Source organism: Cupriavidus pampae (assembly GCF_914271485.1).
In the GTDB taxonomy this organism is placed as follows: Bacteria; Pseudomonadota; Gammaproteobacteria; order Burkholderiales; family Burkholderiaceae; genus Cupriavidus; species Cupriavidus pampae.
Genome location: NZ_CAJZAG010000003.1, coordinates 673,956 through 695,847, shown reverse-complemented (window position 1 = coordinate 695,847; position 21,892 = coordinate 673,956). Strand labels below are relative to the sequence as shown.

At 64.2% G+C, this 21,892-nt stretch carries 19 protein-coding genes and 1 tRNA gene; 13 read left to right on the top strand and 7 right to left on the bottom strand.

From position 1 onward, the window contains the following. Positions 1-49 precede the first annotated feature (49 nt). From LDO41_RS10840 to LDO41_RS10810, 7 genes are all read left to right on the top strand, one after another. Complete coding sequence (locus tag LDO41_RS10840; RefSeq protein ID WP_223986756.1) at positions 50-505, top strand: PA2169 family four-helix-bundle protein; 456 nt, start codon at positions 50-52, stop codon at positions 503-505. Positions 506-689: 184 nt separating this feature from the next. Continuing rightward, the gene (gene bfr, locus LDO41_RS10835) at positions 690-1,175 is read left to right on the top strand and encodes a bacterioferritin (protein ID WP_223986753.1); all 486 of its coding nucleotides are present in this window, start codon (positions 690-692) and stop codon (positions 1,173-1,175) included. 91 nt (positions 1,176-1,266) lie between these two features. After that, positions 1,267-1,341: transfer RNA gene (locus LDO41_RS10830), tRNA-Cys, on the top strand. A 385-nt stretch (positions 1,342-1,726) separates the two neighbouring features. Then, on the top strand, positions 1,727-2,170 hold the full coding sequence (locus tag LDO41_RS10825; protein WP_223986750.1) for a GNAT family N-acetyltransferase: 444 nt from the start codon (positions 1,727-1,729) through the stop codon (positions 2,168-2,170). A 126-nt stretch (positions 2,171-2,296) separates the two neighbouring features. After that, the gene (locus tag LDO41_RS10820; protein WP_223986747.1) at positions 2,297-3,280 is read left to right on the top strand and encodes a quinone oxidoreductase family protein; all 984 of its coding nucleotides are present in this window, start codon (positions 2,297-2,299) and stop codon (positions 3,278-3,280) included. Between the two features lie 125 nt (positions 3,281-3,405). Next, on the top strand, positions 3,406-4,296 hold the full coding sequence (locus LDO41_RS10815; RefSeq protein WP_223986744.1) for an alpha/beta fold hydrolase: 891 nt from the start codon (positions 3,406-3,408) through the stop codon (positions 4,294-4,296). 518 nt (positions 4,297-4,814) lie between these two features. Next, positions 4,815-5,432: an acyloxyacyl hydrolase gene (locus tag LDO41_RS10810; RefSeq protein ID WP_223986741.1), complete on the top strand. Its 618-nt coding sequence runs from the start codon at positions 4,815-4,817 to the stop codon at positions 5,430-5,432. A gap of 1 nt (position 5,433) precedes the next feature. On the opposite strand, the gene LDO41_RS10805 is transcribed toward LDO41_RS10810, so the two are convergent. Further along, positions 5,434-6,921, bottom strand: coding sequence for an aminotransferase-like domain-containing protein (locus LDO41_RS10805; RefSeq protein WP_223986738.1), 1,488 nt, complete (start codon positions 6,919-6,921; stop codon positions 5,434-5,436). A gap of 341 nt (positions 6,922-7,262) precedes the next feature. Here LDO41_RS10805 and LDO41_RS10800 point away from each other — a divergent pair, with 341 nt between their 5' ends. Together LDO41_RS10800 and LDO41_RS10795 are read left to right on the top strand one after the other, a co-directional pair. Beyond that, positions 7,263-8,594, top strand: coding sequence for an aspartate aminotransferase family protein (locus LDO41_RS10800; RefSeq protein ID WP_223986735.1), 1,332 nt, complete (start codon positions 7,263-7,265; stop codon positions 8,592-8,594). 25 nt (positions 8,595-8,619) lie between these two features. After that, the gene (locus tag LDO41_RS10795; RefSeq protein WP_377741748.1) at positions 8,620-10,137 is read left to right on the top strand and encodes a CoA-acylating methylmalonate-semialdehyde dehydrogenase; all 1,518 of its coding nucleotides are present in this window, start codon (positions 8,620-8,622) and stop codon (positions 10,135-10,137) included. A gap of 48 nt (positions 10,138-10,185) precedes the next feature. Here LDO41_RS10795 and LDO41_RS10790 read toward each other — a convergent pair whose 3' ends face one another. Continuing rightward, positions 10,186-11,076 (bottom strand): LysR substrate-binding domain-containing protein, encoded by an 891-nt coding sequence (locus LDO41_RS10790; protein WP_223986732.1) that lies wholly within the window; start codon positions 11,074-11,076, stop codon positions 10,186-10,188. 124 nt (positions 11,077-11,200) lie between these two features. Between LDO41_RS10790 and LDO41_RS10785 the strand changes: the two genes are divergently transcribed. Genes LDO41_RS10785 through LDO41_RS10775 form a run of 3 tightly spaced genes read left to right on the top strand, consistent with a single transcriptional unit; the run spans position 11,201 to position 14,181 of the window. After that, the gene (locus LDO41_RS10785) at positions 11,201-12,007 is read left to right on the top strand and encodes a citryl-CoA lyase (protein ID WP_223986717.1); all 807 of its coding nucleotides are present in this window, start codon (positions 11,201-11,203) and stop codon (positions 12,005-12,007) included. A 30-nt stretch (positions 12,008-12,037) separates the two neighbouring features. Further along, complete coding sequence (locus LDO41_RS10780; RefSeq protein ID WP_223986715.1) at positions 12,038-13,180, top strand: CaiB/BaiF CoA transferase family protein; 1,143 nt, start codon at positions 12,038-12,040, stop codon at positions 13,178-13,180. A 23-nt stretch (positions 13,181-13,203) separates the two neighbouring features. Continuing rightward, positions 13,204-14,181 carry a Bug family tripartite tricarboxylate transporter substrate binding protein gene (locus LDO41_RS10775; RefSeq protein ID WP_223986712.1) on the top strand — a complete coding sequence of 326 codons (978 nt, stop codon included), beginning with the start codon at positions 13,204-13,206 and terminating at the stop codon, positions 14,179-14,181. Between the two features lie 48 nt (positions 14,182-14,229). Here the strand turns inward: LDO41_RS10775 and LDO41_RS10770 are convergent, their stop codons facing one another. From LDO41_RS10770 to LDO41_RS10755, 4 genes are all read right to left on the bottom strand, one after another. After that, positions 14,230-15,084, bottom strand: coding sequence for a 3-hydroxybutyryl-CoA dehydrogenase (locus tag LDO41_RS10770; protein ID WP_223986709.1), 855 nt, complete (start codon positions 15,082-15,084; stop codon positions 14,230-14,232). A 31-nt stretch (positions 15,085-15,115) separates the two neighbouring features. Then, positions 15,116-15,562: an HIT family protein gene (locus LDO41_RS10765; protein ID WP_223986706.1), complete on the bottom strand. Its 447-nt coding sequence runs from the start codon at positions 15,560-15,562 to the stop codon at positions 15,116-15,118. 76 nt (positions 15,563-15,638) lie between these two features. Continuing rightward, complete coding sequence (gene icmF / locus LDO41_RS10760; RefSeq protein WP_223986702.1) at positions 15,639-18,929, bottom strand: fused isobutyryl-CoA mutase/GTPase IcmF; 3,291 nt, start codon at positions 18,927-18,929, stop codon at positions 15,639-15,641. Between the two features lie 157 nt (positions 18,930-19,086). Further along, positions 19,087-19,416: a DUF2917 domain-containing protein gene (locus LDO41_RS10755; RefSeq protein ID WP_223986699.1), complete on the bottom strand. Its 330-nt coding sequence runs from the start codon at positions 19,414-19,416 to the stop codon at positions 19,087-19,089. Positions 19,417-19,579: 163 nt separating this feature from the next. Between LDO41_RS10755 and LDO41_RS10750 the strand changes: the two genes are divergently transcribed. After that, entirely contained in the window at positions 19,580-20,983 is a 1,404-nt protein-coding gene (locus LDO41_RS10750; RefSeq protein WP_223986696.1) for an aminotransferase-like domain-containing protein, read from the top strand. A 4-nt stretch (positions 20,984-20,987) separates the two neighbouring features. Here the strand turns inward: LDO41_RS10750 and LDO41_RS10745 are convergent, their stop codons facing one another. Then, positions 20,988-21,680: a Crp/Fnr family transcriptional regulator gene (locus LDO41_RS10745; protein ID WP_223986693.1), complete on the bottom strand. Its 693-nt coding sequence runs from the start codon at positions 21,678-21,680 to the stop codon at positions 20,988-20,990. Between the last annotated feature and the right edge of the window lie 212 nt (positions 21,681-21,892).

Genomic DNA, 21,892 nt, shown 5'->3' with positions numbered 1-21,892 from the left:
GCCGCCGTTGCGATGGACGCACGGCGCAGACTTGAGAAAGGAGAAAGCGATGGCAGACAACAACGTATCCGTACTGAACGATCTGATCGAAGTGTCGCGTGATGGCGAAGAAGGTTTTCGCAAGGCAGCCGACGACGCCAAGAACCCCGAGCTGAAAACCCTGTTCTCGAGCCGCGCGACGGAAATCGGCGCAGCGGTGCGCGAACTGCAGACGCAGGTGACGGCACTTGGTGGCAAGGCCGAGGAATCGGGCAGCGTGGCCGGTGCCCTGCATCGTGGCTGGGTGAGTCTGCGGACCGCGGTGTCCGATCGCTCGGACCTCGCGATTCTGGAGGAGACCGAGAAGGGTGAGGACATCGCCAAGAAGAAGTACGGCGATGCGCTGCAGGATGCGGACCTCAGCTTCGATATCCGTGCGTTGATTGAACGCCAGTATCAAGGCGTGCTGCGCAACCACGATCTGATTCGCGATCTGCGCAATCGTTATCGCGCCAGCGGTGCTTAAGCACGCTGCGAAGTAATGAAAATGGCGCTCTTTTTGGGCGCCATTTTTTATTGCAAACGTGAATCGCAATGATGTGCATTCCCTGATGCTGTACCCAGAAAGTCAATACTGGCTTGACCTTCCGGCATATGCCATTACCATGAAATTGTACTGATATCGGTCGCGCGCTCATAGGGGATGCATCATGAAAGGCGATAAGAAAGTCATCCAGTTGTTGAATGGGCAATTGAAGTACGAGCTCACGGCAATCAACCAGTACTTCCTCCACGCACGCATCTACCGTCATTGGGGACTCACCGCGCTGGGCAAGCACGAGTATGAGGAGTCGATCGAGGAGATGAAGCATGCGGACCTGCTGATCGAACGCATCCTGATGCTCGATGGCCTGCCGAATCTGCAGGACCTCGACAAGCTGCTGCTCGGCGAGAACACCGAAGAGATGCTCGGCTGCGATCTCAAGCTCGAACGAGCCTCGCAGACCAACCTCAAGGACGCGATCAAGTACTGCGAGTCGGTGGGCGACTATGTGTCGCGCGACATCGTGACGGAGATCCTCGACGACACCGAGGACCATATCGATTGGCTCGAAACGCAGCTCGAGCTGATTCGCAAGATCGGCCTGCCGAACTATCAGCAATCGGCGATGGGCGAGGTCGGCGGAGAGCATTGAGAGGTCTGATGCGCGACCTCGCTGCACGATTTCCGATCTTCGGCTACACTGCGGCCCGCACCAACAAAAGCGTCATACAGACGTCATCCATGGCGGGGTGGCAGAGTGGTTATGCGACGGCCTGCAAAGCCGTTCACGACGGTTCGATTCCGTATCCCCGCCTCCAGCTTTTCTCCGGTTTCCCGCTCGCGCCGTCATCGCGCTTTTACCGCGCGGCCGAACATCCTCCCCCGCATTCCCCTCACGCACGACGACGGTGCCCTCGCGCTGGCGCGTTTCATGCTCGTGTCCAACTGGATGCGCACCGCGGCGACTGTGACGAACAGAGACGAATGCGAGTAAATTTCCCTCTGGCACGCAGCGGCTGATTGCGCTACTGTGAGTCCGCGCGCGCCGCGTTTGTCAGCATTGCATCGCTCGAACGGCGCGTGGTTGTCAGTATCTTGTCGTGCGTCATCGTACGACGGGTGCGTGCAACATCCATGCAGGGCTTCCATGGTGATGTCGTCCATAGCGTTCAGCGATACGCGTCAAGCGATACGAGGCTCCCGATGATCAAAGACATGCAGATCCGTGCCGCGCATGTGGCCGACATTCCTGCCATCGAGGCTGTTCTGGAGCGGTGCGGCCTACCGATTAACGACGTAACGCTGCAGGTGGCGCAATTCCACGTAGCGGTGGTCGAGGGGCGCGTGGTGGGATGCGCCTGCGCGGAACGCTTCGGCGACACCGCGATGATCCGCTCCGTCGCGGTCCTGCACGAATGTCGCGACCAGGGCATCGCCACCCATCTCGTGCGCGCCGCCATGATGCGCGCGCGCGCCAACGGCAGCCGCCGCGCGGTGCTGCTGACCTCCAGTTGTCCCGACTACTTCGCCCGCTACGGCTTCTCGCTGGTCCAGGCCGCGCAGTTGCCGGTTGAAGTGCGGGACTCCGAGGCATTCCGCCGACAGAGCAGCAGCTCTGCCCTCTGCATGTGCGCACAGCTCGACTGACTACGCGACTGACTGCGCAGTCGATGTGACCGCAGATTCTGCGGTGGCGATGGTCTCGTTTCGGCAGGATTTCCGGAATCGCTTGATAATCCGCAATCCACCGATATCGTTCCCGAGGAGACCAGCATGACGACCACCGTTCGCGCCGTACGCCTTCACGAATTTGGAGCCCCGCAGGTAATGCGGCTCGAGAACGTCGAGCTTCCCGAGCCCGGCCCTGGCGAGGTGCGCATCCGCCAGACCGCGATCGGCTTCAACTTTATCGACACGTATCAACGGCGCGGCATCTATCCGCTGCCGTCGCCAACCGGACTCGGCCACGAGGCGGCAGGCGTGGTGGAAGCGGTGGGTGCTGGCGTGACGGACATCGCGCCGGGCACGCGCGTGGCGTACATGAATGCCGGTCTCGGTGCCTACGCCGAGGCTCGTAACGTCCCTGCGGACAAGCTCGTGGCGTTGCCAGACAACGTTTCCGACGAGCAGGCCGCCGCCATCCTGTTCAAGGGCATGACCGCGCAGTATCTGGTGCGCCATACCTATGCGATCCAGCCCGGCGACAAGGTCCTCGTGCATGCGGCGGCGGGCGCGGTCGGCCAGATCCTGAGCAGCTGGGCCAAGGCGCTCGGCGCGTTCGTCATTGGCACCGCGGGCTCGCCGGCCAAGTGCGAACTCGCAAAGCGCATGGGCTGCGACGTCGCCATCGACTATTCGAACGACAACTGGGTGGAGCAGGTCAGAGCCGCGAGCGGTGGCACTGGCGTGCGCGTGGTCTACGACTCGGTCGGCAAATCGACGTTCCTGGGATCGCTCGACTGCGCGCAGACGTTTGGTCTGGTCGTGCTATATGGCGCGGCTTCGGGCCCGGCCCCAGCCATCGAGCCCGAACTGCTGGCCAAAAAGGGTTGCCTGTTCCTGACGCGTCCGTCGGTCTTTCCGCATAACGCCGACGCGGCACGCTTCCGCGCGAATGCGAAGGATCTGTTCGAGGCGATCGCGGCCGGCCATGTGAAGGTGGAAATCGGCCAGCGCTTCCCGCTGGCGGACGTCGCGCGTGCGCACGAAGCGGCCGAGCGCCGCGAAACCACTGGCGCCATCCTGCTGGTGCCCTGAGGGTCGTTAGCCGTTCGACTCGTGAATGCCACGACCGAATGAAAGTCGGGGCGCGACATCATGGCGACGGATTCCGTGATTACACTGCCTGCCAGTGTGACCACCAGATTCGGCAAGGAGACGAGATGTTCGAAGGATTCACCGAACGCACCTTCGAGTGCGAGGACGTCAGCGGCAAAATCAGGATTCACGCGGTGGTGGGCGGGCAGGGCCCGGCCCTGCTGCTACTGCACGGCCATCCGCAGACCCATGTGATCTGGCACAAGGTTGCTGGCGAGCTCGCGAAGCATTTCACCGTGGTGGCGACGGACCTGCGTGGCTATGGCGACAGCGACAAGCCAGCCGGTCTGCCCGATCACAGCAACTACAGCAAGCGCGCGATGGCGGCCGACCAGATCACGATCATGCGCGCGCTTGGCTTCGAGCGCTTTCGTGTGCTCGCACATGATCGCGGTGGTCGCGTGGCCCATCGGCTCGCGCTCGACCATCCGCAGGCAGTGGAAAAGCTCGTTACGCTCGATATCGCGCCCACGCTGGCGATGTACGCGCAGACCAACGAGGCGTTTGCACGTGCTTACTACCATTGGTTCTTCCTGATCCGTCCGGCGCCGTTTCCCGAGACGCTGATCGAGGCCGATCCCGCGCTTTACCTGCGCCAGACCATGGGCACGCGTAGCGCGGGCCTGGCGCCGTTCACCGAGGCCGCGCTGGCCGAATATCTGCGCTGCCTGCAACTGCCGGGCGCCGCGCATGGGCTGTGCGAGGACTACCGCGCCAGCGCCGGCATCGACCTCGAGCACGATCGTGCGGACCTCGAGGCCGGTCGCAAGGTGGAGTGCGAGATGCTTGCGCTGTGGGGCGCCGAAGGAGCGGTGGGTCAGTGCTTCCAGCCGCTCGAGGAGTGGCGCAAGGTCGCACGGCACGTCAATGGCCATGCTCTACCGAGCGGCCACTACATTGCCGAAGAAATTCCCGAGCGGCTACTGGAGGAAGTACTTCCTTTCCTCAAAAGCTAATACCAGTAAGGCTTGTGGGTTTTGTGTGAAGGACTGACGATGGCGCGCCGAGAGGCGCGCCATCGTGCGTTTACGCCGGTATGAACAAATTTTTTGAAAAGAGAATTGAACCGTTGCCGTGCACGGTTTCCCGCACGCTGGCATCATTGTTTCTTTGTGACGTTTCTGATCTGTCCGGTATCGGTAGGAACGCCCGATAGCGGGAGGGAACGCTGAACATACATTCATCAATGAATGTATAATCGCGGTCCCACGAAGATGTCACAAGAAGAAATACCCATGACGTACCGTTTTATTGCAGGCTGTCTCGCCGTCTGGCTCGGAATCTGTATGTTCGCGAACTGGCTGGCGGAGCGGCTTTGGGCCTGACGTACCGGATTCTGGGAGGGACCGGGCGCTGACGCCGAGGGGCATTCCCATGCCCCCTCCTACGCGCGCGATATCTCGCAGAGCCTCGGCATGTCCGGCTGTTTTGTCTTCCCCTTGCCGGGTCCTCTCTTCATCGCCGACGCTCTCTCATGCATCCACAACTACAACAGCGTTCCCTGCGCGCGCCTGCCACGCGCGCCCTCTCCGTACCCCTTGCTGTCCGTTGTCTTATTGCCGCCGCGCTAGCCGCGGGAGCCAGTGGTGCCGCACAGGCCGCACCGTGGTTCACAGATCCGGGCGTTCACGTGGCCTACGGCCGCGATACGAGCCACGACGTCAACAAGTACGAGCTCGGCATCAACTTCAACACGCCGATCCAATACGGCAATCCCGATAGCTGGCTGCTCAGGTTGCAAGTGGAGTTCAACATCGCGCAGTGGCAGTCGCGCGGGGGCACCAATTCGCAGAACCTGCAGGAATTCGGCTTCACCCCGATCCTGCGTGTGGAAAAGCGCGGCAGCTTCTCGTTCGTGCCGTTCATCGAGGGTGGTCTTGGCCTGCGCCTGCTCACGCATACGCATACGTCCGACGAGCACAACATGAGCAGCGCGTTCCAGTTCGGCGACATGATCGGCGTGGGTATCGCGTTCGGCAAGAACCAGTCCACCGAAGCCGGCTTCCGCTTCCAGCACATCTCCAACGCGAGCATCCGCGAGCCCAATCCGGGCGCCAACTTCTACACGGGCTACGTGCGCTACCGCTTCTGATTCACGCGGTCTGTCGCAGCGCGGTCTCCCTGGCCGCGCCCACCTCGGCGTCCTGCCCGGTACGGCAGGCGTCGAGGAACGCCCACAACTGCGCGGCATCGCTGGTCGCCACGTTGAAGCGTATCCACGGAGAGTCGTCGCCATCGGGCTCGAAATACACGCCTGGCGCCAGCCAGATGCCATGCCTGAGCGCACGCGCCGCCAGCGCCTGTCCGTTCTGCCCCTCCCAGCGCGGGCGCGCCCACGCGAACATGCCGCCTTCCGGGCGCAGCAGCACTTCCATGCCATGCGCTTCCAGTTTTTCGGTCACGAGATCCTGCTGCGCGCGCAGTCGCTCGCCCAGGGCGCTCACATGACGCGCGTAGTGCCCGCTCGTGAGCACCGAATAGACCAGCCGCTCGGTGACCTCCGATGAGGTCAGCCCCACCGCCATCTTGGTTTGCGCGAACACCTTCGCGAGGTCGGGACTCGCCGCGAGGTAACCCACGCGCACCGAGGGCGCGATCGTCTTCGAGAACCCGTTGATATAAACCACCTGCGACAGGCCATCCATCGCCGCCAGCATTGGCGAGCCCGCTGGCGCGAGTTCGCGGTAGATATCGTCTTCGACCACCAGCAGCCGATGGGCCTCGGCCAGTTGCAGCACGCGGTACGCGTTCATGCTCGTCAGCGTGGCACCGGTCGGGTTCTGCAGCACCGTATTGACGAACAGCGCGCGCGGCGCATGCGCGCGGATCGCATCCTCGAGCGCATCGGTGTCGAGGCCTGCGGCGGTGCGTGGCACGCCGACCACGCGTAACCCTGCAAGCTTCAAAATCTGCAGCAGATTGCAGTAGCACGGTGCTTCCACGAGCACGGTGTCGCCAGCGCGCAGCAGCGTGCGCACGACGAGGTCGAGCGCCTGCGTTGCGCCTTGCGTGAGGACTACCTGCTGGGCCTGCACCGGCATGCCGTACTGGCTCAGATGCGTGGCGATATGCTCGCGCAGCGGGGCAAAGCCATAGGGATGCCCATAGCCCGAGACCTGCGCGGCTGGCACGCGCGACGCGGTGCGCATGGCCTGGTGCAGGCCTTCCTCGTTGAGCCAGTCGCCAGGCAGCCAACCCGCACCGGCCTTGATCGGCACCGAATGATCGGCGAACACGTCGGCCAGCAGCCAGGCCGCATTGAGTTCAGGCGCCTGCCACTGCGGCGCGCGCGCCTGTCCGGCCGGCGTATGACGATGCACGACCGTATAACCCGAGCCGGGTCGCGCGCTCAGATAGCTGAGCGCCGTGAGCCGCGCATACGCTTCCGCCACCGTGAACGTGCTCACATGATGCTGCTGCGCGAGCCGTCGCACCGAGGGCACCGGCGCGCCCGCGCGCAGCGCGCGGCTGTCGATCAGCGCAACGATGCCGGCAACGATCTGGTCGGTCAGCGTGTCGCTGCCGCGGCGGCTGCGGTCGAGCTGCAAGGGGAGGTTGGGGGCCAGATTCGGGGCGACCATATATAGGTGGTTTGACGGCTGAAAACCTGCACAGTTTAGCCGCACCGCGTCAATGTGGGTAAGCGTGCCGTTATGGTGCGATGCAGCGTGAATGGCCGCGCCGCCACGCGGGATTCGGGTTCGAGAGGTGGTCGTATGCACGATTGCGGGGCAACGTCGCGATGTACCTGCCTGTACGGTATGCGGTACCAAAACTGTACGGTGATGGCGCGATCTCGCGACCGTATATTCTGCGGCCCGCCACGCGCCGGTAGAGTGGGTGCACCTTACCGACACAACGACGACCCAACGCCGGCCCAACTCCACGTTAGGTCGGCCCGACCCAACACCCAGGAGAAGCTATGGACGCCGCCAAGACCGTGATCCCCGACCTCGAAGCGCTGTGGATGCCGTTTACCGCCAATCGCCAGTACAAGGCCGCGCCGCGCCTGCTGGCCTCGGCGAGTGGCATGTACTACACGACCCATGACGGGCGTCAGGTGCTCGACGGTTGCGCGGGGCTGTGGTGCGTGGCTGCGGGGCATGGCCGCAAGGAGATCGTGGAAGCGATCGCGCAGCAGGCCGCCACGCTCGACTATGCGCCGCCGTTCCAGATGGGCCATCCGCTCGAATTCGAGGCGGCCACCAAGGTGGCAGCCCTGATGCCGAAGGGGCTCGATCGGATCTTCTTCACGAACTCGGGTTCCGAGTCGGTCGATACCGCGCTGAAGATCGCGCTGGCGTATCACCGCGCGCGCGGCGAAGGCCAGCGCGTGAAGGTGATCGGTCGTGAGCGCGGTTATCACGGCGTGGGGTTTGGCGGCATGGGCGTCGGCGGTATCGGACCGAACCGCAAGATCTGGGCGGCCAACGTGATGCCGAACACCGACCATCTGCCCGCCACGCACAGCATTGCCGAGGCAGCCTTTTCGAAAGGACAGCCGCAATGGGGCGCGCATCTGGCGGACGACCTCGAACGCATTCTCGCGCTGCACGATCCGTCGAACGTCGCGGCTGTGATCGTCGAGCCGGTCGCTGGTTCCACGGGCGTGGTGATTCCGCCGGTGGGCTACCTCGAGAAGCTGCGCGAGATCACCAGCAAGCACGGCATCCTGCTGATTTTCGACGAGGTGATCACCGCGTTCGGCCGCCTGGGTGCCGCTACTGCCGCGGAACGCCTCAATGTGACGCCGGACCTGATCACGATGGCCAAGGCCATCAACAATGCCGCGGTGCCGATGGGTGCGGTGGCGGTGCGTCGCGAGGTGCATGACGCGGTGGTCAACGGTGCCGGTGCGGGCGCGATCGAACTGCCGCACGGCTATACGTATTCGGGTCATCCGCTCGCATGCGCGGCGGCGATCGCGGCGATCGATCTGTACAAGCGCGACAAGCTGTTCGAGCGCGCGGCCGAACTCTCGCCGAAGTTCGAGAGCGCGGTGCATGGGCTGCGTGACGCGCCGTATGTGAAGGACATCCGCAACCTTGGCCTGATGGCCGGTGTGGAACTCGAATCGCGGCCGGGTGCTCCGGGTGCGCGTGGTTACGAAGCGTTCGTCAAATGCTTCGAGCGCGGCGTGCTGATTCGCTACACGGGCGATACGCTGGCGTTCTCGCCGCCGCTGATCATCTCGGAAGCCGAGATCGACCAGCTGTTCGATACCGTGCGCGCCGTGCTGCAGGAAGTGAAGTAATCAGGAAAACAGAGGGGACATCGCAGTGAACATCGCAGAAAACCGGCAGATCGCCGAAATCCATCACTACATCGGCGGCGGTATCCGGCGCGCCGGTGCCGATCGCTTCAACGACGTGTTCAATCCCGCCACCGGTGAGGTGGCGGCGCGCGTGGCGCTCGGTAGCGCCGCTGACGTGGACGCCGCGGTGGCCGCGGCCAAGGCTGCGGCACCGGCCTGGGCCGAGACGCCGCCGCTGCGCCGCGCGCGCATCCTGTTCAAGTTCAAGGAGCTGCTCGATCGGCACCACGACGATCTGGCCGCGTTGATCACGCGCGAGCACGGCAAGGTGTTCTCCGACGCCAAGGGCGAGGTCACGCGCGGCATCGAGGTGGTGGAGTTCGCGTGCGGTATTCCCAATCTGTTGAAGACCGATTTCACCGACAACATCGGTGGCGGCATCGACAACTGGAATCTGCGCCAGCCGCTGGGCGTGGTGGCCGGCATTACGCCGTTCAACTTCCCGGTGATGGTGCCGATGTGGATGTTCCCGGTGGCGCTCGCCTGTGGCAACACGTTCGTGCTCAAGCCGAGCGAGCGCGATCCGTCGCCGAGCCTGCTGATGGCCGATCTGCTCAAGCAGGCGGGTTTGCCCGATGGTGTGTTCAACGTCGTGCAGGGTGACAAGCAGGCGGTTGACGCGCTGCTCGCGCATCCGGATGTGCAGGCGCTCTCGTTCGTTGGCTCGACGCCGATTGCCGAGTACATCTACACGGAAGGTACGAAACACGGCAAGCGCGTACAGGCGCTGGGCGGCGCGAAGAACCACCTGGTGGTGATGCCTGATGCGGATCTCGATCAGGCCGTCGATGCGCTGATCGGCGCCGCGTACGGCTCGGCCGGTGAGCGTTGCATGGCGATTTCGGTCGCGGTGGCGGTTGGCGATGTGGCCGACAAGCTGGTGCCACGTCTGGCCGAACGCGCAAAGGCGCTGAAGATCCGCAACGGTATGGAAGCCGACGCCGAGATGGGGCCGCTGGTGACCGGCGCGCACAAGGCGAAGGTGGAAGGCTATATCGCCAAGGGCGTGGAAGAGGGCGCAACGCTCGTGACCGATGGCCGCGGTCATCAGGTCGATGGGCACGCCAATGGCTTCTTCGTTGGCGGCACGCTGTTCGATCACGTCAAGCCGGACATGACGATCTACAAGGAAGAGATCTTCGGCCCGGTGCTGTCGGTGGTGCGCGTGCATGACTTCGCGCAAGCCGTGTCGCTGATCAACGCGCACGAGTTTGGTAACGGCGTGTCGTGCTACACCAGCGACGGCGGCATCGCGCGCGCGTTCGCGCGCCAGATCCAGGTGGGCATGGTCGGCATCAACGTACCGATCCCGGTGCCGATGGCCTGGCACTCATTCGGCGGCTGGAAGCGCTCCCTGTTCGGCGACCACCACGCCTACGGCGAGGAAGGCGTGCGCTTTTACACGCGCTACAAGAGCGTGATGCAGCGCTGGCCCGACAGCATCGCCAAGGGCGCGGAATTCACGATGCCGGTCGCGAAGTAAGTAGCCGTGAGTGTTCCCCTTTCCCCTAGGGAGAGGGGAATACGGTGGCTACCGATTCTCCATCGATTCCACCACTCTTCGCACTGCGGTCGCGAAGAATTTCACCGGCACCGCGCGTGGCGCGCCCTTGCGCCATAGCAGGCCCGGCGTGCGCTGCGGGGTTGGGCTTTCCAGCGGGATGAAGCGCAGGTCTTCATTGCCGAGGTTGGCGCTTTCGCCGATCACTGCCGCGATATCCGCCTGTCGTACCAGTTCCAGCATCGGTGCGATCGAGTTCAATTCTGCGATGACCAGCGGCTCGGCGCCAGCGGCGCGGAAGCATTCGTCGAGCAATTGCCGCGTGGCGAAGTACGACGGCAGTAGCACCATGCGCATGCCGTGCAGTTCCACCATGCGCGCGCGGCGGCGGCCTGCCATCGCGTGGTTGGCGCCCACTACCAGCTTCAGTTCCTCGTTATAGAGCGGCTCGAAGCGCAGCGCATCTGTCTGCTCGGGACGGTATGACACGCCCAGATCGAGTTCGCCGTTCGCCAGTCGTGAGGCGATCTCCGCGGCCGATAGCTCCTCCACGATGACACGCACCGACGGATAGCGCGTCAGGAACGACGACACGCATTGCGGAATCAGCCGGATATTGAAGCTATGCGTGGCGCCCACGCGAATCTCGCCGGCGACCGGGCCTTGCTCGTCGCGGACCGCATGCAGCGCCAGATCGACCTGCCGCAGCGCCGGGCTGATATGCAGCAGCAACGTCTCGCCCGCCTCCGTCATCGTCACACGCTTGCCGACGCGATTGAACAGCGGCTGGCCGATCTCCTCTTCCAATTGACGAATCTGGTGCGACAGCGTGGACTGCGTCACATGCATGCGCTCGGCAGCACGCGTGAAGCTCAGCGTGTCGGCCAGTGCCTCGAAGTAACGGAGATGTCGAAGTTCCATGGCGCCGATCATACCTCGCGTAAATCGATGCTGTCGATGCATTGCAGAGAAATTCATCACTGTTATCTGTCCATCGAAGCCCCTAGACTGGCGTCACAACATCGAGATTCAGGAGACACGCGTCATGAAGATTGGCAAGGAAACCGTTCCGCGTACCGCGATCAGCACGTCCAACACCGAAACCATCGTCGTGCGCGGCGCCGACCTGTGCCACGACCTGATCGGCAAGCTGAGCTTCACCGAATACTTCTACTTTCTGGTCACCGGCGAACGTCCGGGGCCGGCGGCCGTGCGCGTGCTCGACGCGACGCTGGTCGCGATTGCCGAGCACGGCCTGGTGCCGAGCGTGCAGGCCAGCCGCATGACGCTGGCCGCGGCACCGGATGCGCTGCAGGGCGCGGTGGCGGCTGGCATTCTCGGTTGCGGCTCGGTGATCCTGGGCGCCTCGGAAACCGCCGGCGTGATGCTCAACGAGGTATGGCAACGCGTGCAGGCTGGCGAGACGATCACCGACGCGGCGCGCGCGGTGGTGTCCACCTATCGCGCCGAGCGCCGCGCGATTCCCGGCTACGGCCATCCGCTCCACAAGTCGCGCGACCCGCGTGTGGCCGCGCTGTTCGCGGTGGCACGCGAGGCCGGTGCCGATACCGTGTACCTCGATATCGCCGAAGCGATCGAGGCAGTCATCCCCGACGTGGTCGGCAAGGATCTGCGCCTCAACGTGTCGGCCGCGATCCCCGCCGTGCTGCTCGGCGTGGGCTTTCCGCTCAACGCGCTCAAGGGCGTGCCGATTCTCGCGCGCACCGGCGGCCTGATCGCGCATCTGAGCGAGGAGCTGCGTCAGTCGATCGGCTTCGCGCTGTCGTACCAGGCCACGCGCGAACTGGTCTACACGGGCAATACGCCGGCGGGCTACGACCCGCACGCCTGACCCGTATCAGTTCAGCATTCCGGAGACACCATGTCCAAAGTTCTCGCGGGCCTCAAGGTCCTCGAACAAGGCACCTTCATCACGGGACCCGCATGCGGCATGCTGCTGGGTGACCTCGGTGCCGACGTGATCAAGATCGAGCAGCCCGAGACCGGCGACCCGTTTCGCGCGTTCGAGGGCGGGCTCTACAGTCCGCACTTCCAGACGTACAACCGCAACAAGCGCAGCCTCACGCTCAACACCAAGAACCCCGACGACCTCGAAGTGTTCGACGCGCTGATCCGCGAGTCCGACGTCTATATCCAGAATTTCCGCCCCGGCGCTGCCGAACGGCTCAACGCCGGTGAGGCGCGTCTGCGCGAGATCAATCCGCGCCTGATCTACTGCGCGATCAGCGGTTTCGGCGCCACCGGTCCCGCCGCCGGCCGCCCGAGCTACGACACCGTGGCGCAGGCCGCAAGCGGCTTCCTGAATCTGCTGGTCAATCCCGCCAATCCGCGCGTAGTGGGCCCGGCGATCGCCGACTCGATGACGGGCTTCTACGCGACCTACGGCATCCTCGGCGCGCTCTACGAGCGCCAGCGCACGGGCGTGGGCCGCAAGGTCGAGGTATCGATGCTCGAGGCGATGAGCCACTTCAATCTCGACGCGTTCACGCATTACTATTCGGCGGGCGAGGTGATGGGACCCTACAGCCGGCCGAGCGTATCGCAGTCGTATGTGCTCGAATGCGCGGACGGCAAATGGGTCGCGTTGCACATGTCGTCGCCGGAGAAATTCTGGCAGGGGCTGGCCAACGCGATCGAGCGGCCCAACCTGTTTCAGGACCCGCGCTTCGCCTCGCGCAAGGCGCGCATCGACAACCAGGAAACGTTGATCGAATTGCTGGGCGAACTGTTCCGCGGCCACACGCGCGCGGAATGGTGTGCGCGGCTCGAAGCGGAGGACGTACCGCATGCGCCGATGTACGACACGAGCGAAGCGCTCGAGGACCCGCAGGCCCGCCATCTGGAGCTGCTGGTCACGGGCACGCATCCGACGCTCGGCGAGTTCCGCACGGTGCGCAGCCCGGTATCGTTCGACGGCGAGCGCGCGTTGGACGTGACAGCGCCGCCGTTGCTCGGCGAGCATGACGAGGAGATTCGCGCGCAGTTGCGAAGCAGGGCCCGATAAAACACCGCTAAGACGGAGGAGACATGAACAAGACGATACGCGCGGCCCTGGCCGCACTGCTGTTGACGACTGGACTCGCGCACATGCCAGTCCACGCCGAAGACTACCCCACGCGTCCGATTCGGCTCGTGGTGCCATTCGGCGGCGGTACCTCGACCGATCTGATTGCACGCGTGGTCGGCGAAGGCATGGCGAAGAAGCTCGGCCAGCCGGTCGTGGTGGAGAACCGCGCCGGCGCCGGCGGTGCGATCGGCACCGACTACGTGGCCAAGTCGAAGGCCGACGGCTACACGTTGACACTCGGCACCGTGGGCACGCACGCCATCAACAAGGCGCTGTACCGCAAGCTGCCGTACGACCCCGACAAGGACTTTACGTATCTGGGTATGCCGGGCTACACGCCAACGCTGCTCGTCGTGCGTGCCGACGCGCCGTACAAGAACCTCGCGGAGCTCGTGGCCTACGCCAAGGCCAATCCGGACAAACTGTCATTCGGTTCCGCGGGCAACGGCACCTCGGGTCACCTTGCAGGCGAACTGCTGAAGTCGATGGCGGGCGTGAACATGACGCACGTGCCGTTCAAGGAAGGCGGCCAGGCGCTGACCGCGGTGCTCGGCGGGCAGGTCGATTTCATGTTCTATCACCCGGTGGCGGTGCTGCCTTACCTCAAGGCCAGCAAGCTGCGTGCACTCGCTGTCAGCAGTCAGCGCCGCTCGTCGGCGGTGCCGAACGTACCGACCGTCGCGGAATCGGGTTACCCGGGCTTTGACCTCACCGCGTGGTTTATCCTCGCCGCGCCGGCGGGTGTCGATGCGGGCACGCGCACCAAGCTGCTGCAGACGGTGTCGAGCGTATTGCAAGACCCGGCGGTGCATCAGCAACTGGTCGCGCAAGGCCTGGAGGCCAATACGCTGGAACCGGCGCAGTTGCAGGGCTTCGTCGACGCCGAAGTCCGCAAGTGGACCGACGTGGTGAAGAAGAGCAACGCGCAGGTAGATTGAGCAGGCGGGGTGGGCGGGGGCGCTGCCCCCACCCGACTTACTTGCTGCTCATTTGCTATAAACGTATGCGCCGCGCCCGGTCTTGCGACCGAGGTAACCAGCAGCCACCATCTCGCGCAGCAGCATCGCCGGACGATACTTCGGATCGGCGAACTCGGTGTAGAGCACTTCCATCACCGCGAGCATCGTGTCGAGGCCGATCATGTCTGCCAGCGCGAGCGGGCCGATCGGATGATTGCAACCGAGCTTCATGCCCTCGTCGATTTCCTCGGCCGACGCCAGGCCTTCGCCGAGCACGCAGAACGCCTCGTTGATCATCGGGCACAGAATGCGGTTCACGACGAAGCCCGGACTGTTCTTCACCGTGATCGGATACTTGCCGAGGCGCTTCGCGAGGTCTTCCACCGCAGCATGCGCGGCATCGCTGGTCTGCAGGCCGCGGATCAGCTCGACCAGTGCCATCATCGGCACCGGGTTGAAGAAGTGCATGCCGATAAAGCGATCGGCGCGCGAGGTGGCCGCGGCAAGCTTCGTGATCGAGATAGACGACGTGTTGGAGGCAATGATCACGTCGTCGCCGACCAGCGCGTCGATCTGCTTCAGGATCTTGACCTTGAGCTCGTGATTCTCGGTGGCGGCTTCGATCACGATGTCCGTACGCTTGAGGTCATCGTAGGCAGTGCTGCCATGGATGCGCGACAGCGCCGCGGCCTTGTCCGCCTCGGTGGCCTTTTCCTTCTTGATCAGCCGGTCGAGGCTGCCCGCCACCGTGGCGATACCCTTCTGCACCGCGGCGTCGTTGATATCGACCATCACCACATCGAGTCCCGCCACCGCGCACGCCTGCGCGATGCCGTTGCCCATGGTGCCGGCACCGACGATGCCCACTGTCTTGATCTGCATGTTGGATCCTTTGATGGATGGAACGCGCGCGTCAGTCGGACAGTTCCGACAGCGCGGCGATAAGACGGTCCGCGTGTTCCTTGAGCACTTCCGCCTGCTGCTGTTCGCGCGCATGGCGGCGGAACGACTGGTCCGTATAGCGCGGCAGCACGTGGAAATGAATATGCGCCACGGTCTGACCCGCGGCTTCGCCGTTGAACTGCGTGACGAGCAGGCCGTCCGGCGCGAACGCCTTGTTCACGGCGCGCGCGATGCGCTGCGTGGTGTGGATCGCGGCGGCGGCAGCTTCCGGCGACAGCGTCAGGATGTCCGGCGCGCCTTCCTTCGGCACCACGAGCGTGTGGCCGTCGGCCTGCGGCATGATGTCCATGAAAGCGATCGTGTGCGCGTCCTCATAGACCTTGTAGCAGGGGAGTTCGCCACGCAGGATGCGGGCGAAGATGTTGGCGGCGTTGTATTCAGGGGATTGGTAGGACATGACAATCTCGGAAAGTTCGGGGCAGGGGGCGCAGCCTTCGAGTGTAGCGCAGCGCCCCGCTGCCGTGAACCCGCCGCTACATGTTGCGGCGGTATTGTCCGCCCACCTCGAACAGCGCATGCGTGATCTGCCCCAGCGAGCACACGCGCACCGCATCCATCAGCACCGCGAACACGTTGCGGTTCTCGATCACGGCCTCGCGCAGCCGCTGCAGCATCGCCGGTGCATCGGCGCTATGGTCGCGCTGGAACGCCTCGAGCCGCTGCAACTGGCTCTGCTTCTCTTCCTCGCTCGAGCGTGCGAGTTCGATGGTCTGCGGCACCGGATCGGCTTCCGGATTGCGGAACGTGTTGACGCCGATGATCGGCAGCGTGCCGTCGTGCTTGAGTTGCTCGTAGTACAGCGACTCTTCCTGAATCTTGCCGCGCTGATACCCGGTCTCCATCGCGCCGAGCACACCGCCACGCTCGGCGATACGCTCGAACTCCTGCAGGACCGCTTCCTCGACGAGGTCGGTGAGTTCCTCGATCAGGAACGAGCCCTGATTCGGGTTCTCGCACTTCGCCACGCCCCATTCACGATTGATGATCAGCTGGATGGCCAGCGCGCGGCGCACCGATTCGCCGGTCGGCGTGGTGATGGCTTCGTCGTACGCGTTGGTGTGCAGCGAATTGCAGTTGTCGTAGATCGCGATCAGCGCCTGCAGCGTGGTGCGGATATCGTTGAAGTCGATCTCCTGCGCGTGCAGCGAACGGCCCGATGTCTGGATGTGGTACTTGAGCTTCTGGCTGCGCTCGTTGGCGCCGTACTTGTCGCGCATGGTCACGGCCCAGATGCGGCGCGCAACGCGACCCAGCACGCTGTACTCGGGGTCCATGCCGTTCGAGAAGAAGAACGACAGGTTCGGCGCGAAGTCGTCGATATGCATGCCGCGCGCGAGATACGCCTCAACATAGGTGAAGCCATTGGACAGCGTGAACGCAAGCTGCGAGATAGGGTTCGCACCGGCTTCCGCGATGTGATAGCCCGAGATCGACACCGAGTAGAAGTTGCGCACCTGATGATGGACGAAGTACTCCTGAATATCGCCCATCACCTTCAACGAGAACTCGGTCGAGAAGATGCACGTGTTCTGGCCCTGATCCTCCTTGAGGATGTCCGCCTGCACGGTGCCGCGCACGTTCTGCAGCACCCACGCACGGATCTTCGCTTCCTCGTCGGCAGTGGGCTCGCGCGCGTTGTCGGCGCGAAAGCGGTCGAGCTGCTGGTCGATCGCGGTGCACATGAACATCGCCAGCAGCGTCGGCGCGGGGCCATTGATCGTCATCGACACCGACGTGCTCGGACTCGTGAGGTCGAAGCCGTCGTACAGCACCTTCATATCGTCGAGGGTGGCGATGGACACGCCCGAGTTGCCAACCTTGCCGTAGATATCGGGGCGCAGATGCGGGTCTTCGCCATAGAGCGTGACCGAGTCGAACGCGGTGGACAGACGCTTGGCGTCCATGCCCTCGGAGACGAGCTTGAAGCGGCGGTTGGTGCGGAACGCATCGCCCTCGCCCGCGAACATGCGCGTGGGATCCTCGTTCTCGCGCTTGAACGCGAACACGCCGGCGGTGTACGGGAAACTGCCCGGCACGTTCTCGCGCATCAGCCAGCGCAGCACTTCGCCTTCGTCCTCGAAGCGCGGCAGTACCACCTTGCGCACCTTGGTGCCGGAGAGCGTGGTGGTGACGAGGCCGGTACGGATCTCCTTGTCGCGGATCTTCACCACGTACTCGTCGCTGCCGTAGGCCGCGCGCATCTGTGGCCACATCGCCAGCAGCTTGCGCTCCACCGCGCCCATGGCCGCGTCGCGTTCGGTGGCGAGCGTCGTCAGACGATCGTTGTTCGCGCTCTCACCATCGGCTTCGGCGAGCATGCGATGCGCCGCGCGCAGTTGCTGGCGTTCGCGCGCAAATCGCGACTGTTCGTCCACGCGACGATGATAGGCGCGCACGGCATCGGCGAGCTCCGCCAGATAACGATTGCGCGCGGGCGGCACGATCACGTTCTGTCCGGTCGACACACGCCCGACGGGGACCGGTAGCGTGCCCGACGACCTGGGCGACAAACCGTGCGCGACGAGTGCCTCGCGCAGGCCGTGATAGAGCATGGTCACGCCATCGTCGTTGAAGCGCGACGCCTGCGTGCCATACACCGGCATTTCCTCGGGCCTGGTGTGCCATTGCTCGCGGTTGCGCAATACCTGCTTGGCGACATCGCGCCAGGCATCCTGCGCACCTTTGCGGTCGAACTTGTTGATCGCGACAAAATCGGCGAAGTCGAGCATGTCGATTTTCTCGAGCTGGCTCGCGGCGCCGAACTCGGGCGTCATCACGTATAGCGACAGATCGACGTGCGGCACGATCGCCGCATCGCCCTGGCCGATGCCGGAGGTCTCCACGATCACGAGGTCGAAGCCGGCCACGCGGCACGCGGCGACCACATCCGGTAGCGCCTGCGAGATCTCCGAGCCCGCGTCGCGCGTGGCGAGCGAGCGCATAAAGATGTTCGGATGATCGATCGCGTTCATGCGAATGCGATCGCCGAGCAGTGCGCCGCCGGACTTGCGGCGCGAAGGGTCGATCGAGATCACCGCGATCGACAGCGCATCCTGCTGATCGAGCCGGAAGCGCCGGATCAACTCGTCAGTCAATGACGACTTGCCCGCGCCGCCGGTGCCGGTAATGCCGAGCACCGGCACGCGCGCGGCGTGTGCTTTGGTATGCATGGCTTCGACCAGCGCCGGGTCGGCCTTGCCGTTCTCGAGCGCGGTAATCAGCTGGGCAAGCGCGCGACGATCGCCGGACTCGATGCCGTCGAGCGTGGCGGGCGCATAGCGCGTGAGGTCCAGATCGCAGCGCTGCACCATGTCCGCGATCATGCCGGCCAGACCCAGACGCTGCCCATCCTCGGGACTGTAGATGCGTGCGACGCCATAGGCCTGCAGCGCGCGGATCTCCTCGGGCACGATCACGCCGCCGCCGCCGCCAAACACCTGAATGTGTTCGCCGCCATGCTCGCGCAACAGGTCGATCATGTACTGGAAGTACTCGACGTGCCCGCCCTGGTAGCTGGAGATTGCGATGCCCTGCGCATCTTCCTGCAGCGCGGCGTTCACCACCTCCCGCACGGAGCGGTTGTGGCCGAGGTGGATCACCTCGCAGCCGTGCGACTGCAGAATGCGCCGCATGATATTGATGGACGCGTCGTGGCCGTCGAACAGCGAGGCCGCGGTCACGAAGCGCACCTTGTTGACGGGGCCTCGGGCGGCATCCGCCGGGGCCTTGCCAACCGTCTTGCTGACATCCGAAAGATCAGTCATGGTCTCCACCGCTCGGTCTGTGACTGGCAACCGCCGGCCGGCGACATCTATGGTCGCTCTGGCCGGACTCGGTGGATTATATGACGTTACTTGACGCTTACGTTAACGTAACTCAAACGGGCGTCGCCGGTGTGCTGTTCGGGTTGCAGCGCATCAATCAGGACGCGCGCGGGCACGCGCCATAGGCGACCGTGCTCGTCATGCGCGCCAGCGCGCGGCGGGCCAGTCGCAAGGTGCGCCCGGCGGACCAGTGCGCGGCCGGTTCCGACAGCACGAAGCGCGCCGCGCCGCCCTCGCCGGACAGCCACACCATCTCGCCCTCGCGCAGCACGTGTTCGGTGCCGGGCCGGAGCCAGATGTCGCATGGCACGCCCTCGACGGTCAGCCATAGCACGCCTTCCAGCGCCAGCACGCGCTGGTCGTGGCGCGCGCGCCAGTTCACGAGCCGGCCCGGCTCGTTCAATTCGAATGTCCTGAGTTCTCGCATGGCCCATCTCCTTCTGCAGCGTGGCCCCGCAAGGCGCGGAACCGTGCTGCCATTATTCATGGCCTGCACTACAATCCCATGCACAGTTCCGAACAGTTTTAGATGAACTGTTCAGTAGTTTTCTCTGACAGTTCGCGGCCTTTGAAACAATGCAGGGGGATTCATGAAGCTGATGATCGACGCCACCACCGGGGTGCCGCTGACCGAACAGATCGTCAACTCGGTGCGCACGTGGATTGGCACGCGCGAAGCGCGGCCCGGTGCCAAGCTGCCGTCGATCCGCCAGCTTGCGGCCGATCACGGCATCAGCCGCTTTCCGGTGATCGAGGCCTATGACCGCCTGGTGTCGCAGGGGCTGCTCGATTCCCGTCAGGGTTCCGGCTTCTACGTCGCGGACAGCCCACTGTCCGGTCGTGCGATGCGCGGCTGGTCCGATCCAAGCCTGGCCGAGGATCTGTCGGACCACATCATCGAGCAGTTTCATCATCCGTACGGCATGCTCAAGCTCGCGGGCGGCTTCGTGCCCGAATCATGGCGCGATGTGGATGGCCTGACCGCGGCGATTCGCCATGTCTCGCGTCATAACGTCGACAGCCTGATTCACTATGCAACGCCATTGGGCCTGCCCGAGCTGCGCCAGCATGTGCTGACGCGCGTGCGGCAGGTGGGCATCAACGCGGAGTTGCCGCAGGTGCTGATTACCAACGGCGCGAGTCAGGCGATGGACCTCGTCGTGCGGCATCTGCTGAAGCCCGGCGATACCGTGTTTGTCGAAGACCCCGGCTACTACAACCTGTTCGGCCTGCTGCGGCTGCATGGCGTCAAGCTCGTGGGCGTGCCGCAGACACCCGATGGTCCCGACCCCGACGCGGCCGAGGCGCTGCTGCGCGAACACAAGCCCAAGCTGTTCTTCACCAACAGCATCCTGCAGAACCCGACCGGCTCGACGCTCGCGCCGCGCGTCGCATTTCGCCTGCTCGAACTCGCGCGCAAGCATGACTTCCGCTTTGTCGAGGATGACATCTTCTCTGACTTCCAGACGCACTTCACCGATCGCCTTGCCACGCTCGACCAGCTCGAGCACGTGATCTACATCGGTGGTTTTTCCAAGACGGTCTCGGCCGCGCTGCGCGTCGGCTACATCGTCGCGAGCAAGCCGGTGATCAAGGCGCTGGCGGATGTGAAGGTGCTGACGAGCGTGGCGGGCTCCTACTTCGCGGAGGCGGTCACGGCATGCCTGCTCGAACGCGGTGCGTATCGCAAGTATGTGGACCGGCTGCGGCTGCGCACGCGCGAGGTCACCGCCGATGCGGTGGACACGCTCGCGGACTGCGGCTGGGAAGTGTTCTGCGAACCGGCCGGTGGCAACTTCCTGTGGACGCGTCCGCAGGGTATCGAGGACTCGCGCGAACTGCTGGCGATCGGCGAGCGCCACGGCGTCAAGATCGCGCCAGGCAATTTTTTCCGCCCGGGCGGCGAGACCACGCCGTGGGTGCGCGTGAACTCGGCCTACGTCAGCGAAGACCGCGCGCTGGCGTTCCTGCGCGAGGCCGGTGGCAAGTCGTGATGTTTCACTCTCCGTACTGCCGCAATCCGTCCAGATCGAGTACCTCGATCACGCCATAGTCCACACGCACCAGTCCCTGCTGCTCCAGCACCTTGAGCGCCTGGTTCGCGCGTTGCCGCGAGATGCCAGCCAGCAGGCCGATCTCTTCCTGCGAGATCTCGATCGTATTGCCTAGCCCCGGATACAGTTGCTCGTTGAACAGAGACGACACCGCGCGCGCGACGCGCGAGTCGATGTCGAGCAGCCGTTCGTATTCCACCGCGGCGATGAATTGCCCGAGTCGTTCGTTGAACTGCGTCAGCAGGAAGCGCGTGAACGGCAGGCTCGTTTCAAGCAGCCATTGAAACGTCTCGCGCGGAATAAACGCGATGCGCGAGCGGCGCAGCGCCATCACGTCGTATTTGCGCACTTCCGACTTGAGTACGGCGCCTTCGCCAAACCAGCCTCCGGTCGGTACACCTGTGAAGGTCACCGATTTGCCCGACGGCGATACCGTCGTGATCTTGACGATGCCCTCGACCACGCCGAGCCAATGGTCGGCCATATCGCCCTTGTGCACGACGTAGTCGCCCTGGTCGTACTCGCGTATCACTGTCACGGCGCGGACATGGTCGCGCTGCGCCGTGCTCAGATCGCGCGCCCACACGCAGCGGTCGATCAAGTCATTGGCGTCGGCGTTCGGCTTGGCATTCTGCATCGGCGCGGCAACTCCCGTAGGGATTAACCCGAGATTGTCACCGGCGCGACAACCCCGCCAATTTCCATGGGCTATCGTACCGTTACATCACAGGGACAGCGGGGCGCGTGCCAGACAGGACAAGGCACGGCGGGCATTTGATGCGGTGCGGCACGCACACCAGCGACGCGCGGCACGGCCCAGTATAGCGACCGCTCCAATGGCTTGATACC

What these genes read in the sequence shown, in the direction of transcription:
- LDO41_RS10840 (WP_223986756.1), top strand. Translation starts at nt 50, where the DNA reads ATGGCAGACAACAACGTATCCGTACTGAACGATCTGATCGAAGTGTCG.
- bfr (WP_223986753.1), top strand. Translation starts at nt 690, where the DNA reads ATGAAAGGCGATAAGAAAGTCATCCAGTTGTTGAATGGGCAATTGAAG.
- LDO41_RS10825 (WP_223986750.1), top strand. Translation starts at nt 1,727, where the DNA reads ATGATCAAAGACATGCAGATCCGTGCCGCGCATGTGGCCGACATTCCT.
- LDO41_RS10820 (WP_223986747.1), top strand. Translation starts at nt 2,297, where the DNA reads ATGACGACCACCGTTCGCGCCGTACGCCTTCACGAATTTGGAGCCCCG.
- LDO41_RS10815 (WP_223986744.1), top strand. Translation starts at nt 3,406, where the DNA reads ATGTTCGAAGGATTCACCGAACGCACCTTCGAGTGCGAGGACGTCAGC.
- LDO41_RS10810 (WP_223986741.1), top strand. Translation starts at nt 4,815, where the DNA reads ATGCATCCACAACTACAACAGCGTTCCCTGCGCGCGCCTGCCACGCGC.
- LDO41_RS10805 (WP_223986738.1), bottom strand. Translation starts at nt 6,921, where the DNA reads ATGGTCGCCCCGAATCTGGCCCCCAACCTCCCCTTGCAGCTCGACCGC.
- LDO41_RS10800 (WP_223986735.1), top strand. Translation starts at nt 7,263, where the DNA reads ATGGACGCCGCCAAGACCGTGATCCCCGACCTCGAAGCGCTGTGGATG.
- LDO41_RS10790 (WP_223986732.1), bottom strand. Translation starts at nt 11,076, where the DNA reads ATGGAACTTCGACATCTCCGTTACTTCGAGGCACTGGCCGACACGCTG.
- LDO41_RS10785 (WP_223986717.1), top strand. Translation starts at nt 11,201, where the DNA reads ATGAAGATTGGCAAGGAAACCGTTCCGCGTACCGCGATCAGCACGTCC.
- LDO41_RS10780 (WP_223986715.1), top strand. Translation starts at nt 12,038, where the DNA reads ATGTCCAAAGTTCTCGCGGGCCTCAAGGTCCTCGAACAAGGCACCTTC.
- LDO41_RS10775 (WP_223986712.1), top strand. Translation starts at nt 13,204, where the DNA reads ATGAACAAGACGATACGCGCGGCCCTGGCCGCACTGCTGTTGACGACT.
- LDO41_RS10770 (WP_223986709.1), bottom strand. Translation starts at nt 15,084, where the DNA reads ATGCAGATCAAGACAGTGGGCATCGTCGGTGCCGGCACCATGGGCAAC.
- LDO41_RS10765 (WP_223986706.1), bottom strand. Translation starts at nt 15,562, where the DNA reads ATGTCCTACCAATCCCCTGAATACAACGCCGCCAACATCTTCGCCCGC.
- icmF (WP_223986702.1), bottom strand. Translation starts at nt 18,929, where the DNA reads ATGACTGATCTTTCGGATGTCAGCAAGACGGTTGGCAAGGCCCCGGCG.
- LDO41_RS10755 (WP_223986699.1), bottom strand. Translation starts at nt 19,416, where the DNA reads ATGCGAGAACTCAGGACATTCGAATTGAACGAGCCGGGCCGGCTCGTG.
- LDO41_RS10750 (WP_223986696.1), top strand. Translation starts at nt 19,580, where the DNA reads ATGAAGCTGATGATCGACGCCACCACCGGGGTGCCGCTGACCGAACAG.
- LDO41_RS10745 (WP_223986693.1), bottom strand. Translation starts at nt 21,680, where the DNA reads ATGCAGAATGCCAAGCCGAACGCCGACGCCAATGACTTGATCGACCGC.